Origin of the sequence: Pseudomonas sp. BS3767, from assembly GCF_900099665.1 — a bacterium.
Taxonomy (GTDB): Bacteria; Pseudomonadota; Gammaproteobacteria; order Pseudomonadales; family Pseudomonadaceae; genus Aquipseudomonas; species Aquipseudomonas cerasi.
This window is the reverse complement of record NZ_FNCX01000003.1, coordinates 432,161-448,532: the sequence shown is the minus strand read 5'-3', so window position 1 is coordinate 448,532 and position 16,372 is coordinate 432,161. Positions and strand designations below refer to the sequence as shown.

Below are 16,372 nucleotides of genomic sequence, written 5' to 3'. Positions count from 1 at the left end.
GGTTACTTATGAATAACGCCTACGCAACGCTCATCGCTCAGGTGTCTCTGGGAATCCTGTTATTTTTTTCTATCGTCACGTGGGCACTGCTCCTGCTCAAAGGCCTGAACCAGTGGCGACAAAGTCGCAAGAGTCGAGAATACATAAATGCTTTCAAAACCGCAGAAAGCCTTGAAGCGGCTCTAGACGTGGCGCAGAACGGAAGTGCCGCAGCGCGACTGGGGGCAACTGGCGCGCAAGTGCTGACCACCCGACAAGGCATTACGGAGCTGGGCCACCCCTGGAATCGCCAAGACTTGCTGGAGCGTAATCTGCATCAGCTGATCGTCGATGAACGACGAGCAATGGAAAGTGGCCTGGGTTGGTTGGCTAGCATTGGCAGCACCGCACCTTTTATCGGCTTGTTCGGCACTGTGTTTGGCATCATCCATGCGCTGAGCGCAATCAGCACGGCCAAGTCCGCGAGTATCGCGGTCGTCGCCGGCCCTATCGGTGAAGCACTGATTGCCACAGGCGTGGGTATCGCCGTCGCGGTTCCCGCCGTACTTGCTTACAACTTCTTCATGCGCCGGGTGAAACTGCTGGTTGCCGATCTGGATAAGTTTGCGGTCGAGTTCCTCAACCTGTCCCAGGTCCATGAATTTCAAGTGCAACGTCCGACCGCCGTACCGCGCAGCAAAGAAAACAGTGTATTGAGCGGGGTCATGTGAAATGGCATTTTCAAGCAATCAAAGTGACGATGTCATCAGTGACATCAACATCACGCCGCTGGTGGACGTCATGCTCGTCTTGCTGGTGGCATTTATAGTAACCGCCCCTTTGCTGACCAATGCCATCGCCTTGAACCTGCCTGAAACTGCAGCCACCGGGGAGGCAACACAACAACACTCAGTGGCCGTCAGTGTGGACGCAAAGGGTCAAGTGTTTCTGGACACCAATGTCCTGTCGATAGGCCAACTACCTGCCGCATTACAAACCCTGCATCAACAGGAACCTGATACGGCAATTACATTACGAGCGGACCGCAGCGCTGAATATGGAAAAGTTGCGCAAGTTCTTGCTGAAGTTCGCAATGCGGGTATCACTCAGTTATCCGTGATTACAGAAACCCCCTAACACCAACATCCACGCCTGCATTTCATCGCGCCCTGCTGCCTGAAAGGACATGAGTTACATGAACTTCAAACCGATGCTCAATTGGCAACGGCTAACCGCCGCTTGCCTGAAAATTGCCCTGACCCTGCCACTGCTTCCCCTTGGCCAGGCAAAAGCCGAAGAGGCCGATGTACCGCAGGACACTGGTGCGACATCAATAACACTGGGGACGGTCTCGGTCATGGGCCAAGGAGAAACGCGACAGGTTCAACGGGTTACAGAGCAGGACACCAAGGCCTATGCGCCTGGGAGCAACCCCATGAAAGTCCTGCAGCGCTTGCCAGGTGTCAACTTCCAGTCGAGCGACCCGCTGGGCCGGGAGTTGGGCAGCCAGCGTATCAGCCTGCGTGGCTTCGACATGCATCATCTTGGCTACACGCTGGATGGTGTGACGCTGGGGGACATGAGTTTCGGTAACTTCAATGGCCTGACGATTAACCGCGCAATCATTCCGGAAAACATCGTCAGTACTGAAGTGGCCGAAGGTACGGGAGCGTTAGGTACCTCTTCGACCAGCGATCTGGGCGGAACTCTGCAGTTCAAAAGCGCCAATCCGGATCAGACCCCAGGCCTGCGTCTGTCGCAAACCTTTGGCAGTTACGACACCACCCGTACCTTCTTGCGAGCCGATACAGGTCAGTACCAAGGGCTCGCCGCCTACGTTGCAGCCGAGAACTACGATGCCCAGACCTGGAAAGGCGACAGCCCACAACGCTCGCACGCCTTGAACGCCAAAGTCACTTATGATTTTGACGATAACCACTTAAGCTTCTTTCACAGCCAATCGGAATACAAAGAATCGACTATTCCATCGCTTTCACGAAGCCAGATCGACCGGCTCGGCTACAACTGGACCAACTATTCACCCGACTGGCAACGCGCAGTGAACGCTGCCAATGGAAGATTCAGCGGCGGCGTAAACAGCGTCAGCGATGCTGTGTATAACTCGAGCAACATCCGTAACGACGAACTCGACATTCTCAGTGGCACGTTTGCCTTGAATGATGCTCTGGTACTTGATGCCACCGTTTATCATCATCACAACTCGGGTGCCGGCAACTCCTATTATCCGTTCGTCTTCAACAACGGGTCGACTACAGTCCCAAGCAACTCGATTCGCAGCACCTTTTACGGCATTGACCGCACGGGCTTTCAAAGCTCATTGTCCTACTACGTCGCAGACCACGTGTTCCAGGCTGGCATGTGGGTACAGTCCAACAAGAATTCCGCAGATCGTTACCTGTTCGATACAACCGGTACAGCGCCGCAAAGCGGCATTGTCGAGGTCAGCGGTTTGCCCCGGGCGGCAACGATCCAGGCCCAGGATTACAACGACCTCACTCGCCAGTTCTATATTCGTGATACCTGGACGCTGCTGGATAACCGCCTGAAGCTTGAATACGGTGCCAAACACGTCGTTACCACCTCAACAGCCAAAGGCTCGGGCACCTCAGCCAGCGGCTCACTCGAAGCCCGTAACAACTTTCTTCCGCAGATCGGCACCACTTACAAAATTGACGAGCAAAACGAAGTTTTCGCATCCTACGCAGAGAATATGGCGGCGTTTCCCAGTGGCACCTCCAGCCCGCTGTTCACCAGCCAGACCACACTGGATGCACTTAACGGCTTCAAGGACCTGAAACCGGAAACTTCAAAAACCGTTGAGTTGGGGATGCGCCACAGCACCCCACTTTATGCAGCTTCGGCAGCGCTTTACGGAACACGCTTCGATAACCGTTTACTGGCCATCGCTAACTGTACCGGGATTGTGATTTGCCAGAACGGCGTGGCCAACGTGGGATCGGTCAGCAGCCGTGGCCTGGAATTGGCACTCACGCTGACTCCAGATCCCTATTGGCGCTGGTCCAACACCATGACCTATAACCGCAGTGTTTATGAAGACAATTACACCAGTAACGGCGCTCAGGTTGCTGTCAAGGGCAAAGATGTCATCGACGCACCCCGCTGGATGCTTTCCAGCAGCCTTGATTGGCAATGGGATCGCTGGAACGCCGGGGTGCAAACCAACTACATGGACAAGCGCTATTACACCTACACGAACGACTCGAGCGTCGATGCATACTGGGTGACCAATGCCAGCATGGGCTACGACTTCGGCAAGTTCGGGGATTTGAAGGAGACAACGCTGTCGCTCAATCTCGTCAATCTGTTTGACCGTCGTTACATCTCGACCATAAACACCGACTCCAGCGCAGCAAGTGACCCGTCAGGCAACCTGCAAATTTTAAAGGTCGGCTCGCCGCGTAGCGCCTTCGTCACATTGAGTACACGCCTATGAGGTAGTCTGCGTGCAAGCGCTTATTGCACAGAAAACAGGTTCCAGCCAGAATCGCCGCCAAGGCCTCTACTGGCTGGGCTGTTGAACTCACGCTAGCGGCATGGGGCGTGTACGGAGAGTTATGCGAAGTGAAGTAAAAAGAATCACCATTCGGGACGTCGCCGATGCCGCCGGGGTTAGTTTCCAGACAGTTTCCCTGGTCATCAACCACCCTGAAAAAGTTGCAAAGAAGACCCTAGCCAAGGTCCAGGGTGTGATTCGTGAACTGAACTTCGTACCCAGTGTGGCGGCGCGCTCGCTGCGCAACATTCCGACAAAAACGGTGGCCTGTATCTTTTTCGGCGAGCGCAGCCCCTATGACAACCGCTCCGGACAGAATCAAGACACCTACTGGAGCAACGTTGTACAGTCGCTGGGATTAGCTGCAGACCAGGTGGGTTATTCACTCCTGCAACGCAAGCCCTCAGCCCTCCAGGCACCGGCCCTCGAAGAAATACTGGGGCTCTACCGATCCGGAAGTATCGTCGGTGTCATTGCAGTCACCGAACAGCCTGATAATCCCGTATTGTCAGCACTCAGAAAACATGATGTCCCCATCATTCTGTTCGGGACGATGGATCCAGACTTTACTTATGTTGCTCAAGCCAACCGAATCGCTACAGCACAGATAGTTGATCATCTTTACAGCGGTGGTTGCCGTCATATCGCATTTATCGCCGGGGAACGAAATGGGCACACCAATCAGGATATCGAAGAGCGCTACCTTGGTTATCTCGAAGGGTTAAAAAAGTATAATTTATCGTTGGACAATGGCTGGAAGTTTGCAGGTGACTGGTCAATGGCCAGTGGAATGCAAGTGGCCCAATACCTCTGTGCACTTGATCGACGCCCCGATGCAATGATTTTTGCCAGCGATCGAATGGCGCTAGGCGCCCTGAAGGGGTTGTACGATGCTGGACTGAAAGTTCCCGACGATGTCTGTGTCGTTGGCTTCGACAACATGCAATATGATGAATTCAGCATTCCTACCTTGACCAGTGTTGACTCCCCGCTATTTGATATGGCGACAACCGCCATACATCTTTTACTTAAAAAGCTTGAAGGGTCAGCGCTCGATGAGCTGCCCCCTGTCATCTTCTCAACTAATCTCGTGGTCAGAGACAGCACACGACGTAAACTTACCTGACCCTTTTTGGCACTCAGACACTTGGCCTGCAAAACAAAGTTTTTTTGGTAGACTTTAAAGACCGAATACCAAAGTCCGTACGAGTGTCCAAACTCGTAGGGAAAGATGGACTTGAGTACGGACTGGTAGCTGGCACAGTCGCTGGCGATAGGGAGTAAGTGGCGTTCCTGTATCTTGTTGGAACACATCCGAGTCAGGCAGCAGCATCGATGTATGAGGTTTGAAAATTCCACACTCCACAACTTTCTTATAGTGGATGGGCAAGCCTTGCCGTATGTGCAAGGTTATCGAGAGCTTGCCGATGAAGGCGAAACCAGAGGCAACATTGCGCGGTTGACGGGCTTTTCCTGCCCAACGATCACGTTCTGGTGCCAGAGTTTCCAGGCACGTCGACTGGAGGGACTGGTCGACGAACCAGGACACGGACGCAAGTCATGGAGAGCCGCGCTGGAGATGTCGGAGCATGGCGAGGGCAGCAGGTATTTCCTCGACCAATCGTGCTTAGGCATTCGACGCAATTGATTGGCAAATGGCTCGTTCACATCGGCGGTGAAGTCGTTACCTGACACTTCGATGATCATGTCTCTGACCATCGTATGGCAAAGCAGTCTTCTCCGGGATACGCGCCATTAACCCTAGGCTCACCACCCGATCAAAGAAATAGGTGACTCAAGAATTGTAAGGGGCCGGGGAACACGCCTTCCGAATCCGATCAATAAGGGCGATTGTGTCCGCGTATTTTTAAGCGGACGCAATTATCCTTAATGTCAGGATAGTCATGCGCCAACGTAACTCATACCCGCCGATCAAAGCGGATCAGCCTAAAACTCTCAAATTACAAAAACAAGCCAAAAAGATTAGAAAATCTGGCTAAAGAATCGAGAGCAAGAGCTGCAGTTACACTTTCCAATTTTATAAAATCGCATTTGCTATAGATCTATAGGCGACGCTAAGCAACGGCGTACGATGCTCAAAGCAGCTGCAGAAAAAGCGCAGCTTGATGGAGATGGATTGAATTACGCAACAAACACCATTGAGTATTTCGAAATGACACTGACTGAAGGCTTAGCTCTAAGCAAATCCGACATTGCTCATATGGAAGAAGCTTACAGGCTAAACTACAACCAGTAATTAACATCTGAATTCAAGAAGGCATCCAAAATTTTGTGGGAGGACAGTAAGAACAAAAGAGATCTAGACAGGTTGCTTGAGCTTTTCGCTAGAGGATCACAGGTATTCCAGATCCTGAAACTCGACAATGAAGAAGAACGATATCTAACGGACTTATTTATAGTCCTTCAAGATAAAACCTCTCACAAATTTTATGCGAGCCTAAAATATGCGTTAGTACGCGCACTGGAACTCGAACGCCTATCCTTCGAAAAAATTTCAAACTCTCTGCAAGGAGTGGTTGAAGGTGATTTACAATACCGCCCTTGAAAGAGGATGAGGCCATGTAGCCAGTATGGCCGACAGTCAGTTGTATCGATGGAGCCAGCGATAGGCTTGGGACAAGTCCGAAGCAAACTCGTGTTATTGACCCAGGAACCCCACGGCTATCATCCCCAGCACGGCCACGGATCAGCCCGGAGGCTTCGTTGGTAGAGAGTTGCGCGGAATCGGAACGCTCCCGCAGTCCGGCTAGCGGCTTCCCGAAGGTGGGAATGCTGCTCTCGGAAAACGGCGGCCGGAAAACATATTTATTTCCACTAGCGAAAAATAAATATACCCCCGATTTTTTTCTAACAGCTTGTCCATTTCCTTGGCCGAATAATATTGCTCCTGAGAGGCATAGTCATTCCCCTAATGGACTGTTTCTGGTCGACTTCGTTGCGTCACCAACAGCGATTAGAGGTTGATTTCAGATACTCGACCGCTAGGGAAACTCTGAAAAAGACTTCCTAATTTGGCAAAATCTCCGGACACCAGTCGCCGAGCTTTTCGATGATGAAACAGATGACCTTCGCCGACGCCGAGTATGCCAGCAAGCGCAAGCAGACCCGTAAGGAATTGTTCCTGATCGAGATGGATCAGGTGGTTCCCTGGAAAGGTTTGATTGCCCTGGTTGAGCCCTATTATCCAAAAGGAGAAGGTGGCCGGCCCGCCTACCCACTGATGGCGATGCTGCGTGTTCATCTGATGCAGAACTGATTCGGCTACAGCGATCCGGCGATGGAAGAAGCGCTGTATGAGACGACCATCCTGCGTCAGTTTTCAGGCCTGAGACTGGAGCGCATTCCAGACGAAACCACCATTCTCAACTTCCGTCGTCTGCTGGAAAAGCACGAGTTGGCGACCAGGATTCTCGGCGTAATTAATGGTTATCTGGGCGACCGTGGCTTGTCGTTGCGTCAAGGCACCATCGTCGATGCCACGCTGATTCACGCGCCCAGTTCGACCAAGAACAAGGATGGCAAACGCGATCCTGAGATGCATCAAACCAAGAAAGGTAACCAGTACTATTTCGGCGCCAAGGCTCACATCGGCGCCGACGACGAGTCAGGCCTGGTGCACAGCGTGGTAGTAACAGCGGCCAATGTGGCAGACGTCACGCAGGTTCCCTAGGTCGCATCTTATGGCTGCCATCCCTTACTCGTATCAATCTCATTTGGCGTCCGGCCATCCAAAGTCGGAACGTTATCCAGTTTTCGAATAAGGCCGTCCAGTTTTTCCAAATCGCCTTCCACAATCGCCCGCTCATCAGCAGTCAATGGCACCGCTTCGAGGTAACGCCCGATTGAGGCTTTGCTTTCCAAGGCCTGAGCCCTTGCGCTGGCTTTCGGCAGGTTGAAATCACACCCGGCGCAGGCCATGCGATGGGGGCAACTGCTCCAGAACGGATTCGAGCAATACGAGTCGCCCAAGTCATAGAATGTGTAAGGTTCTTCTGAATGACGCGCGATTACATCGTGGTCAATGAGCACAGATGCCATGTGCGACATTTGATCTGCTTTGACAAAAGCTGCCGCCAGCTTGGTGGGGCGAATACGAATGTAATGAAGCGTCGAACTCGGCGAGCTATGCCCTGACCACTGCATCAATTCAATCAGCGACATGCCATGGGCAACACTGGCCAGCGCAGTAACTGCTGAGGCGCGCCCTCGGTGACTGGTGATGCGCCCCCGACTGTCGTCCAGCGGAACACCTGCCTTAGCGCACAGCATAGGGATGATGGTGCGGTTGATTACGCCTGAGCCCGTGCGCTTGCCTCGAAACTGAAACAAGTAGCTGACTTTCTCCCCGGTTCGCTCGTCCAATAGCGCCGCTTGGTTCACTGGCCTGTCCTTAAGCCAGGCATCAATCCGCTCTTTCACTACCGCCGCAACAGGTTTGACAAAGGCTTTGAACGTCTTGCTGGCAGGGATATCGAGATAGCTCAAAGTTCCAGCAGGTACGACGGTTCCATCCTCGTGTACCACATCGTTGGTCTGAGCATGCGCACACCCTTTGTCCAGCCGCATAATCTCATTGCTGCGCAGACCCGTGTGCGTCCACACCACAGCAATGGCTTGCACCATCGACAGAGGATAGTGAATTTCCGAGAGTAGATCGTTACGCGTGAGATTTAGACTCGCCCAAATCAGCTTGAGCCAGCTCGAGTCGTCAATAACGCGAGGGTTTATACCCGAGTTAAACGCCACGGATCTCGGCGTGGCTAGGTGATGCCTGGGACTGAATTTCAACCGGCCCCAGCCCCAAAATTCAAAGTCTATAAAAAATCGTCGTAAGGCATGTAGAAATCCGCGTTTTGAGTTCGGCGCAATTGGTTGGCCAAGCCCCTTGAGTTTCGTACCACGCGCTGACTCCAAGGCCCACTCGCCAACTGTCATCCGGTCGACTGCGGCAATAAACGCGGCGCAGCTAGACAGGCTCCAGTCGACTGGCGAATTAACCCATGGCTGCTCACGCGCCAACCAGATACCGGTTCTCAAGATAAAGCTGTAGTTACTTTCCCGTGTACGCGGGCGCAAGGTTGAGGTATCTCTCCACCGACGGCACCATCTGACCCAGGTAGGATCAATACCGTCGATACTTTTTTCACGCCAACTGGCATAGCCGCGCATGCGCAACGGCTTCACCAAGATGCCCATTGCAGCTAGCCCATGGGAAACTTTTCCGACCGATCTTGCGACACATTCGCTCCGATGGGCCTGGCCTCGTAGCAACAGTTCCTCAGTAAAGGTTTCCAAGCGCGGATCGCCGTTTTCCAGCATCAGGGTGCCCAGCACGCTGGAGAGGAACTGTTCTAGATGGCGCGCTGCATAACCCAGCGATTTCAAAATTTGGCTCATTCGAGCGTGTTCAAGTATGAATATTTCATGACCGAAAATATAAGAAGCGTAGATCGCTGGCTGCCGAAATTTGGCAATGCGTTGAGGTGTTTGAAAGCCGCCTAAGTGGTAAGCAACGGCGGCAAGATACGGGCGTGAACCTGCTCGGGTGTTAAGCAAGGTCAGCCACTGTGCTTCTGACCAGCACCAATAGGGCTTGCCGATTTTGCTAACATGCAAAAGAATGGCAGCCACTGAAGGGACAGCTAAACGATCAGAAACACCACTGTAGGCCACCAGATCAATCAGGGGCTTTATAAGCCCAGGCATCCTCGATTGCAGGTAGGGCCAGTCAGAACGGTAAAGATGATTGGAAAGCACAACCTGCTCAAAATCCGCTAGCACCTCTTGTCGCTCATACTGACCGACATCAAACGGTACATAGTTAGCAGCAGATGGTGCGCTCATGACGATGACTCCGACTTGAAGAGTTCGCCGAACATCCGGGCATCCAGACTACCCACCGATTGCGCCATTTTTGCGGTCAGATCCGCGCCCGATAGATGCAGGTAGATCAAGGTGGTTTTAGGATCTCGATGACCTGCATAGGTAGTCAATTCATGTAGTTTCCAGCCTGCACGAGCCAAATGCGTTAGTCGCAGATGACGGAAGGTATGCGTACTCAAGCATGAAAGATTTGCTTCCCTGGCCCACCCTTCTACCGTTTTACTCCACGTCCAACGCGTGAGCGCCGAACCACGATTGCGGTCTGATTCAGATCGAAACAGCGGCCCTTTCGACAACCCTGCATGGCGAAGGGCGTGAAGATGCACCATCAGGACAGGAGCTATGTCTGGGCTGTAACACACGATGCGGCTGCGTCGGCCCTTCGTCGTTTCAGCCCGCACGGATATCAGCCGATGGGCAACGTCCAAGTCTTCAATTCTCAGCGCCACCAGTTCGGCACGACGAAGCGCACCACAGTACGCTAACGCGAGCATAAGTCGATCACGAATAGACGACTTGGCCGCTGTGCTCAGAACGTACTGCCACTGCTTGTCGGTAGGAATGTCTGGCAGCTTGATGAGCCGTGGCACTAGCCCCCTTACAAACCCGGGATGTCCCGGCACTTGTAGCAGCCGACCATGCTGTCCGCGAGGCACGGGGTTTTGCTGACAAAGCCCCTGAAAGACTAAGTGGTCGTACCACAAGCGGATCGCTGTAAGCCGTTGGTGCAAGGTTGAATTCGCCACCGAATTTTCTTGGCCGGGTAACAGCCTACGTATGTAGAGCGTTACCTGCTCAAACGTGACTGATTCAGCTTTCAGGCCAGAAGCTTCGCAGTGAAGCAAGTAATGCGCTAAACCACGACCATAGGCGTCCAGGGTGGCAGGCGCACGCCCCAGGTTACCAAGCAATTGCAGCCATTCTTGAGCACTAGGATAGCGGCTCAGCACCAGCACATACGAAGCAGTAGAGGTCATGGGGAGATCCCTCTGAAAGTCAATAGAATCAGACTAGCTCAGAAGCATTCCACCTAACTTACTAAAGCGCGTAGTTGCTGCTGAACACCTTGATGCCATTGCGGCGCAGCACCTCTTTGATCTGGAAATACGGAGCCCCCATTTTCACAAATGGCTTGGCGTCGTAGCTGCGGGCGATAACGCATCCGTCGTTGTTGCTAAGGACCACGATAGGGGTCTTTTCCAAGTCAGGACGGAAGACGCGCTCGCAGCTCGCATAAAAGCAGTTGCAGTCAATCAGCGCGAAAACCGACTCACACTTTTCCATGACGGCGCATGCTGTAATTCACCACGCCCCAAATGACCAGGTTGTCACCTTCCAGAATATGCCGAGCTGGATATGCGGCATTTTCAGACTGGAGCTTGACGACTCCATCCATCATGAAGAGCCGTTTGCAGATCGGCTCAGAGTTATTCAACGCTGCAACGACTATCTCCCCATGCTCCGCGTTGCGGCTACGGTCGACGACGATCAGATCCCTATCGAAAATGCCCGCGCCTATCATGCTGTCACCCAAAATCTTCGCAAGATACACATGAGGCGCACGAACCTCGGCCATTTCATCCAGTGAGACGTGCTTCTCGATGTAATCGACAGCGGGCGAAGCAAATCCTGCGGGCACCTGAAACGAGTAAAGCGGAAGCTTGATGCCCCCTTCAGACAATGGGCCGAGAATGACTACGCTCATGTGGGAAACCTTTCGATTGAGATTGCTGTATGCATATACAGTTAACTCTTCAGCCCGCGTGCGGTCAATCGTATAGGCAGGCATTTTCGACGAGTGACATTACGGGTGACATCATGTGCGGACGCTACTCGATCTACGAATCGATGGACCATTACCTCAGGGAGCTTGCGCCAGAGCAGCTGGTGATCAATGGCTATGACCTTTGGCCGATAGAGCGATATAACGTCGCGCCGACGACTCGCGTAGAGATCATTCGACCGACGGAGGCTGGACTTAGTGTCGACAAGGTTCGCTGGGGCTGGGCACCGTTCTGGGCTAAGGGCAAACGCCCCGCACCAATCAATGCACGAGTCGAAACCGTCATGACAGGCAAGTTTTTCAAGGAGCTTTGGCCGCACGGCCGTGCTCTTGCACCTGCAAATGGCTGGTTTGAATGGGTCAAAGATCCAGCGGAACCAAAAAAGAAGCAGCCGTACTTCATCCGCCTCAAAAGCCAGAGACCTATGTTCTTCGCAGCCCTGGCCCAGGTTCATCCAGGTCTTGAGCCCCACGAGGGCGACGGATTCGTGATCATAACCGCCGCCAGTGATCAGGGGATGGTCGACATCCATGACCGGCGACCTTTAGTGCTCAGTCCGGAACTGGCCCGCGAATGGACCGACTCTGCAATTGACCCAGCGCGTGCAGCCGAAATTGCGCGGGAGTGCTGCACGCCAGTTGACGAATTCGAGTGGTACAAGGTTGGCAAGGCTGTTGGCAACATGCGGAATCAGGGGCAGGATCTTATCCGGCCCGACGTTGACGCTGCCTAAATGAAACGGGGTATCTGCAGCTAGTTCTCCGGGCGCTGGCTTAGACCGTGCTGGCAAACGATGGGCTCCGTAAGCTAGGCTAAGCACTCAATTTTTTAAAGCAGGAAGCTGATATGTCTTTTGACGCATTTATGCAGGTAGACGGTGTAGAGGGCGAATCCCTGGATGACGGCCACAAGGGCTGGGTAGAGCTGTTGTCCTATCATTACGATGCGGTTCAGTCGATCAGTACAACTGCCTCTTCTAGCGGCGGCGCGACTGCAGGGGGCGTGACCCTGGGCGACTTTAGAGTGAGTAAATATATAGACAGAGCAACACCGAAACTATTTGAACTTTGTTGCCGAGGCTCGCACATCAACAAAGTAACTATTCGCGTACACCGTGCAGGCACCGAAAAATTTAAATATTTAGATATCGTTCTTGAAGAAGTTTTGATATCAACCGTTAGCGGCAATGGCGCGGAGCATGCTGGCTTTCCTGTAGAAATGATTACACTCAATTATGGCCGCATAAAATTCGAATATTCTCAGCAAAGGCGTGCCGACGGAGGGAATGCTGGTATCGTTTCAGGGGGATGGGATAGAACCGCAAACAAACCATTTGCGTAATCAAAAGCATTATCGACTCAATGGCATTGCTTAACAAATAAAGGTCCGCCCAAAAACTGGGCGGACTTTAGAATCACCTAAACAAAAGCAAAGTAGCACCAAGTAGAATAACTGTAACTATTGCTTCTTTTCGAGAAAGCAAAAAGAAAATAGCCAACTGCACAACGACAGCTATAGTTGCAACTACGCCCCGAAAAACCGCTCTATCATTAGACTCATCTTGAATGGGGAAGGATAAATTGTCAGGTGATGGCGCGAGATCGGGTGATGGCGCAAGCATACTAGGGTCCATCCAATCATATTCAGAACCCTGAAAAAGCACATACATTAGCAAACAGAAAAAATAAATACCGTATAAAAACACTCGTAGCAATACGCTTTTAGCTTTCATATTTATCACATCATAAGCTGATTGAGATGACGCCAGGAATTGACGATGAAATTGCCATAACTCATATCTTTTTTTATCTCATCCAAGGACCAACTCGTTCCTCGATTATACCTAGCACCGATGATTCGTGCCTCCTCTATTCCAATGATAGAAAAGTGATCATAATCAGCGAGCATACGTATGTGCTTTGCTGCAATATCAATGTTATAAACATCAATCTCAATACAGTTAGCCAAGCTCCGGAACTGACTGGAATCCATCTCATCGGGATTCATCCCTAACGTAATGGCTGCCGTTCGAAGCTGGATGCTGACCCAACCAAAACTGGTCTTGGCTGGGGGATTAGTCAGCACGCTTGACACATTGCCCAAGCGGTCAAAAGTTCTGACTTCGAAGCCAATCCTATCCACAATATTTGGATCCCCACCTACTTCGATCCAACATACTCCTGCCAGCAACTCAATAGGAAGCGAATACTTGGCTGCCGCCGCCTTTATATATAATTTGTTATGAACCAGCCAAGCATCTTTAAATCTTCGCAAGTAGCCGGGACCCCCGCCCCACCGCTCCGGCCATCCCTTCCAAATGATTACATCAAGCAGGGTCCAAGTGGGACTGTTGTTTGATTCGGGCGTGCAAAATTCGTCCATATGTTCATCCATGACCAGCTTGCAAAACCATACTCTAGCATTAACCTTTGCCGTAAGTGCAGTCACTAGTGGCCAACCTCGGACAAAAATCAGAATAACCCCCCCAGCGCCGCAGGCTCCCAATTCATGATAATCAGCTCACCACTGACATCAGCCTTTCCCTGTCTCTGGTTGGCCGTGCTGTAGCGAATGTCGACCGTTTCAAAATGGAAGCCTTCAAACACCCGCCGTATGTCAGGGTGATCGTTGATGCTCACCATCACCTTCCCCTTACACCGCCGCATGAACTCAGCCATCCGCTCATAGTTCTCAAACGGAAAATCCACACCATACCCAGCCGTCTGCCAGTACGGCGGGTCCATGTAGTGGAACGTGTGGGGCCGGTCGTAGCGCTCGGCACATTCGAGCCACGGCAGATTCTCCACGTACGTACCTGACAACCGCTGCCAGGCCGCAGAAAGATTCTCCTCGATCCTCAGCAGGTTGATAGCTGGTCCCGTCGTTGCGGTCCCGAACGTCTGGCCGCTGACCTTGCCTGCGAAGGCATGGTGCTGCAGGTAGAAGAACCGGGCGGCGCGCTGGATGTCGGTGAGGGTTTCGGGGCGGGTCATCTTCTGCCACTCAAACACCTGGCGCGAGCTGAGTGCCCATTTGAACTGGCGGACGAATTCTTCAAGGTGGTTTTGGACGACGCGATAAAGCGTCACCAGATCTCCGTTGATGTCGTTCAAGACTTCAACGGGAGCGGCTTGGGGACGCATGAAGTAGAGGGCCGCACCGCCAGCGAACACTTCGACGTAGCATTCATGGGGTGGGAAAAGCGGGATGAGGCGGTCGGCCAGGCGGCGTTTGCCGCCCATCCAAGGGACGATGGGTGTGGACATAAATAGCAAGACCTTTACTGTATATATAAACAGGTGCTAGGCTCGCTCCGCTTTGTGCACGAAGCGGGAGCCTTGGCTGGACTTGCAGGGGTAATCTGCGGGAACAGTGACCAGTCGCGATGTTGGCGCATCTCGACTGGTCGCTCTTTTTCAATCTGCTGCGTTATCTCTTCAGCTCAATCAGACCAGTACCTTCAGGGCCCGCTCGTAAAGCCCCTGACGGTCGGCAAGGCCATTGGTGCCACCGTTGATCCGCTTGGTAATTGTCAGGAAGTCGCCTCTATCTGCGAAGGTATTAAGCCCAGCACGGTGCCAGAACCAAGCAGCTGACATGGCGGCATGCTCCGGACGCTCGAGGAGTTCAGGTTGCTGTAGCAGATCCAGGCCCAATGCCTCGCCGCACTCCGCGTAGTTCGCCCGTCCGGTAATTTGAATAAGCCCCCTGCCCCGATATAACTGACCGTCGCCGTCGTCCTCTGGCGTGTTGCCCAAGCGTTCGGCGAGCCGTCCGGTATCGTATTTTTCGAGGTAGGCATCACTGCCTAATTCCCGCACGTAACGAAGCTGGCCAGACTCATGGCCCACCTGCGCCAGGAAGGCCGCCATACGCAGCTTCGTGACGATGCCATATTTGCTCATTGCAACGTTTAAGACAGGAACAAAAACGCCAGCTCGGGAGCTGGCGTTGGGGAGGATCTGCAGCAATTGCTGCACAGTAATCGACATTCAGATATCTCCTGAATAGGGGTGATTTGTGATGGAGGTGATGGAGGTGATGGAGGTGATGGAGGTGATGGAGGTGATGGTCAGAGCTGCACGACCTTGACTGGTTTTTTCGCTTTCTTTTTGCCTTTGGCTTTTGCCTTGCCCTTGTTGCCACCATTGCACTCGGCCGTGGTGGACCAGCCAGCTTGGGTAAATACCTGTTCGACCGAATCGGTCAGGTACTCGCCATCAAGCCCCTCCTTGAACCCCTGCACGCTGATCATGCGCTCCGCGAAAAGGTCAGTACGCCCGACCATTTCAAGACGGATGCCTGCAGTGCTGCGATTGAAAGCAGCAAGACGCGCTTTCGCGGCCTGCTCCGCTGCAGTTTTGTTGGGGTAGATATGCCGGTCGGTATGAACAGGCGGGAGACCGTCTGGGGCCGTGTCGTTGTTGAGGCTCACGATCTGGAGCTTCCCGGTCTTCTTGTCCTGATGCTTCGTCGACACGGCTTTGTGTGTCGAACGATCACCCAGTCTGAACTGCCATCGGCTGACGTCTTGGCGCGTGATGGCCAGAACGCCAAACGCTTTACCGGACGCGCTGACTCCGTTTTGCCTGGGCATAACGAGCAATTTGCCGTCGGCAACCTTGGCAGTGCAGTCGTACTTTTTTGCCAGCCGTGTGATGAAGTGGTAATCCGACTCGTTGAGCTGGTCAGCCCGTGGGACCTTTGTCGCTACGTTGCAGGCTGAGGCCCAGCCATTGCGTGCGGCAATGTCGCTGACAATCTTGGACAACGGCACATCCTCCCAGCTACCGCTGCGCGTGGTCTTACCACTTCCACGCATGCTGCTGGCCTTGCCTTTGATGACCATTGTGTCGGGAGGACCAGACACCTCTATCTCGTCAATGGTGTAAAGACCGATCTTGGTCAGCTTCTGGCCGTCATAGCCCAGATAAACCTCAACATCGGCGCCCCTCGATGGCAACGCCACTGCACCGTCGCGATCATCAATGCGCAGCTCGAATTCGTCTGAGTCCATGTCGGGCTTGTCAGTGGTACGCAGCTGGATCAATCGGTCGTTGATGAGCGCCGTAATGTCGGTGCCGTCGGCAACGATCCGGAAAGTGGGTTTCATGCGCAGACACCAAAAGAAAGCCCCGCACTAGACGGGGCTGGGCAAAAGGAAAGGTTC

Annotated in this window: 15 protein-coding genes and 3 pseudogenes; 9 read left to right on the top strand and 9 right to left on the bottom strand. The window is 52.9% G+C overall.

Annotation, left to right across the window (positions count from 1 at the left end; genetic code table 11):
• Window positions 1–8 precede the first annotated feature (8 nt).
• The 7 genes and pseudogenes from BLR16_RS11145 to BLR16_RS11115 form a co-directional block, all read left to right on the top strand.
• The gene (locus tag BLR16_RS11145; RefSeq protein ID WP_092194261.1) at window positions 9–710 is read left to right on the top strand and encodes a MotA/TolQ/ExbB proton channel family protein; all 702 of its coding nucleotides are present in this window, start codon (window positions 9–11) and stop codon (window positions 708–710) included.
• Between the two features lies 1 nt (window position 711).
• Complete coding sequence (locus tag BLR16_RS11140) at window positions 712–1,116, top strand: ExbD/TolR family protein (protein ID WP_092194259.1); 405 nt, start codon at window positions 712–714, stop codon at window positions 1,114–1,116.
• 58 nt (window positions 1,117–1,174) lie between these two features.
• Window positions 1,175–3,454, top strand: coding sequence for a TonB-dependent receptor family protein (locus tag BLR16_RS11135; RefSeq protein ID WP_092194257.1), 2,280 nt, complete (start codon window positions 1,175–1,177; stop codon window positions 3,452–3,454).
• Between the two features lie 121 nt (window positions 3,455–3,575).
• Window positions 3,576–4,640, top strand: a complete 1,065-nt coding sequence (locus BLR16_RS11130) for a LacI family DNA-binding transcriptional regulator (protein WP_092194255.1) — start codon at window positions 3,576–3,578, stop codon at window positions 4,638–4,640.
• 213 nt (window positions 4,641–4,853) lie between these two features.
• Window positions 4,854–5,133 (top strand): annotated as a pseudogene (locus tag BLR16_RS11125) (hypothetical protein); the annotation flags it as partial.
• A 473-nt stretch (window positions 5,134–5,606) separates the two neighbouring features.
• Window positions 5,607–5,771, top strand: coding sequence for a hypothetical protein (locus tag BLR16_RS28570; protein WP_161437895.1), 165 nt, complete (start codon window positions 5,607–5,609; stop codon window positions 5,769–5,771).
• A gap of 816 nt (window positions 5,772–6,587) precedes the next feature.
• A pseudogene (locus BLR16_RS11115) lies at window positions 6,588–7,199 on the top strand (IS5 family transposase); the annotation flags it as partial.
• 14 nt (window positions 7,200–7,213) lie between these two features.
• On the opposite strand, the gene BLR16_RS11110 reads toward BLR16_RS11115, so the two are convergent.
• The 4 genes and pseudogenes from BLR16_RS11110 to BLR16_RS11095 all read right to left on the bottom strand — a co-directional run bounded on the left by BLR16_RS11110 (window position 7,214) and on the right by BLR16_RS11095 (window position 11,123).
• Entirely contained in the window at window positions 7,214–9,379 is a 2,166-nt protein-coding gene (locus BLR16_RS11110) for a tyrosine-type recombinase/integrase (protein WP_092194251.1), read from the bottom strand.
• Complete coding sequence (locus BLR16_RS11105) at window positions 9,376–10,395, bottom strand: tyrosine-type recombinase/integrase (protein ID WP_092194249.1); 1,020 nt, start codon at window positions 10,393–10,395, stop codon at window positions 9,376–9,378. The genes BLR16_RS11110 and BLR16_RS11105 overlap by 4 nt, the downstream gene beginning before the upstream one ends.
• Before the next feature lie 64 nt (window positions 10,396–10,459).
• Window positions 10,460–10,702 (bottom strand): annotated as a pseudogene (locus BLR16_RS11100) (DNA polymerase V subunit UmuC); the annotation flags it as partial.
• A complete protein-coding gene (locus BLR16_RS11095) occupies window positions 10,689–11,123 on the bottom strand; it encodes a LexA family protein (RefSeq protein ID WP_074805602.1) in 435 nt (144 codons plus the stop codon). The pseudogene BLR16_RS11100 and the gene BLR16_RS11095, both read right to left, overlap by 14 nt.
• A gap of 113 nt (window positions 11,124–11,236) precedes the next feature.
• Between BLR16_RS11095 and BLR16_RS11090 the strand changes: the two genes are divergently transcribed.
• A complete protein-coding gene (locus BLR16_RS11090; RefSeq protein ID WP_074805927.1) occupies window positions 11,237–11,935 on the top strand; it encodes an SOS response-associated peptidase family protein in 699 nt (232 codons plus the stop codon).
• Window positions 11,936–12,048: 113 nt separating this feature from the next.
• Window positions 12,049–12,543 (top strand): Hcp family type VI secretion system effector, encoded by a 495-nt coding sequence (locus BLR16_RS11085; protein ID WP_058417267.1) that lies wholly within the window; start codon window positions 12,049–12,051, stop codon window positions 12,541–12,543.
• Window positions 12,544–12,616: 73 nt separating this feature from the next.
• Here the strand turns inward: BLR16_RS11085 and BLR16_RS11080 are convergent, their stop codons facing one another.
• The 5 genes from BLR16_RS11080 to BLR16_RS11060 form a co-directional block, all read right to left on the bottom strand.
• Window positions 12,617–12,940 (bottom strand): hypothetical protein, encoded by a 324-nt coding sequence (locus tag BLR16_RS11080; RefSeq protein WP_080484270.1) that lies wholly within the window; start codon window positions 12,938–12,940, stop codon window positions 12,617–12,619.
• The gene (locus BLR16_RS11075) at window positions 12,940–13,584 is read right to left on the bottom strand and encodes a hypothetical protein (protein WP_080484254.1); all 645 of its coding nucleotides are present in this window, start codon (window positions 13,582–13,584) and stop codon (window positions 12,940–12,942) included. Before BLR16_RS11075 ends, BLR16_RS11080 begins: the two co-directional genes overlap by 1 nt.
• An 89-nt stretch (window positions 13,585–13,673) precedes the next feature.
• Window positions 13,674–14,468 (bottom strand): DNA adenine methylase, encoded by a 795-nt coding sequence (locus BLR16_RS11070; RefSeq protein ID WP_074805609.1) that lies wholly within the window; start codon window positions 14,466–14,468, stop codon window positions 13,674–13,676.
• A 180-nt stretch (window positions 14,469–14,648) separates the two neighbouring features.
• Window positions 14,649–15,194, bottom strand: a complete 546-nt coding sequence (locus tag BLR16_RS11065; RefSeq protein WP_074805611.1) for a glycoside hydrolase family 19 protein — start codon at window positions 15,192–15,194, stop codon at window positions 14,649–14,651.
• An 80-nt stretch (window positions 15,195–15,274) separates the two neighbouring features.
• Window positions 15,275–16,315, bottom strand: coding sequence for a phage late control D family protein (locus tag BLR16_RS11060; RefSeq protein ID WP_074805613.1), 1,041 nt, complete (start codon window positions 16,313–16,315; stop codon window positions 15,275–15,277).
• Between the last annotated feature and the right edge of the window lie 57 nt (window positions 16,316–16,372).

What these genes read in the sequence shown, in the direction of transcription:
- BLR16_RS11145 (WP_092194261.1), top strand. Translation starts at nt 9, where the DNA reads ATGAATAACGCCTACGCAACGCTCATCGCTCAGGTGTCTCTGGGAATC.
- BLR16_RS11085 (WP_058417267.1), top strand. Translation starts at nt 12,049, where the DNA reads ATGTCTTTTGACGCATTTATGCAGGTAGACGGTGTAGAGGGCGAATCC.
- BLR16_RS11075 (WP_080484254.1), bottom strand. Translation starts at nt 13,584, where the DNA reads ATGGACGAATTTTGCACGCCCGAATCAAACAACAGTCCCACTTGGACC.
- BLR16_RS11140 (WP_092194259.1), top strand. Translation starts at nt 712, where the DNA reads ATGGCATTTTCAAGCAATCAAAGTGACGATGTCATCAGTGACATCAAC.
- BLR16_RS11110 (WP_092194251.1), bottom strand. Translation starts at nt 9,379, where the DNA reads ATGAGCGCACCATCTGCTGCTAACTATGTACCGTTTGATGTCGGTCAG.
- BLR16_RS11090 (WP_074805927.1), top strand. Translation starts at nt 11,237, where the DNA reads ATGTGCGGACGCTACTCGATCTACGAATCGATGGACCATTACCTCAGG.
- BLR16_RS11095 (WP_074805602.1), bottom strand. Translation starts at nt 11,123, where the DNA reads ATGAGCGTAGTCATTCTCGGCCCATTGTCTGAAGGGGGCATCAAGCTT.
- BLR16_RS11065 (WP_074805611.1), bottom strand. Translation starts at nt 15,194, where the DNA reads ATGTCGATTACTGTGCAGCAATTGCTGCAGATCCTCCCCAACGCCAGC.
- BLR16_RS28570 (WP_161437895.1), top strand. Translation starts at nt 5,607, where the DNA reads ATGCTCAAAGCAGCTGCAGAAAAAGCGCAGCTTGATGGAGATGGATTG.
- BLR16_RS11135 (WP_092194257.1), top strand. Translation starts at nt 1,175, where the DNA reads ATGAACTTCAAACCGATGCTCAATTGGCAACGGCTAACCGCCGCTTGC.
- BLR16_RS11070 (WP_074805609.1), bottom strand. Translation starts at nt 14,468, where the DNA reads ATGTCCACACCCATCGTCCCTTGGATGGGCGGCAAACGCCGCCTGGCC.
- BLR16_RS11060 (WP_074805613.1), bottom strand. Translation starts at nt 16,315, where the DNA reads ATGAAACCCACTTTCCGGATCGTTGCCGACGGCACCGACATTACGGCG.
- BLR16_RS11105 (WP_092194249.1), bottom strand. Translation starts at nt 10,395, where the DNA reads ATGACCTCTACTGCTTCGTATGTGCTGGTGCTGAGCCGCTATCCTAGT.
- BLR16_RS11130 (WP_092194255.1), top strand. Translation starts at nt 3,576, where the DNA reads ATGCGAAGTGAAGTAAAAAGAATCACCATTCGGGACGTCGCCGATGCC.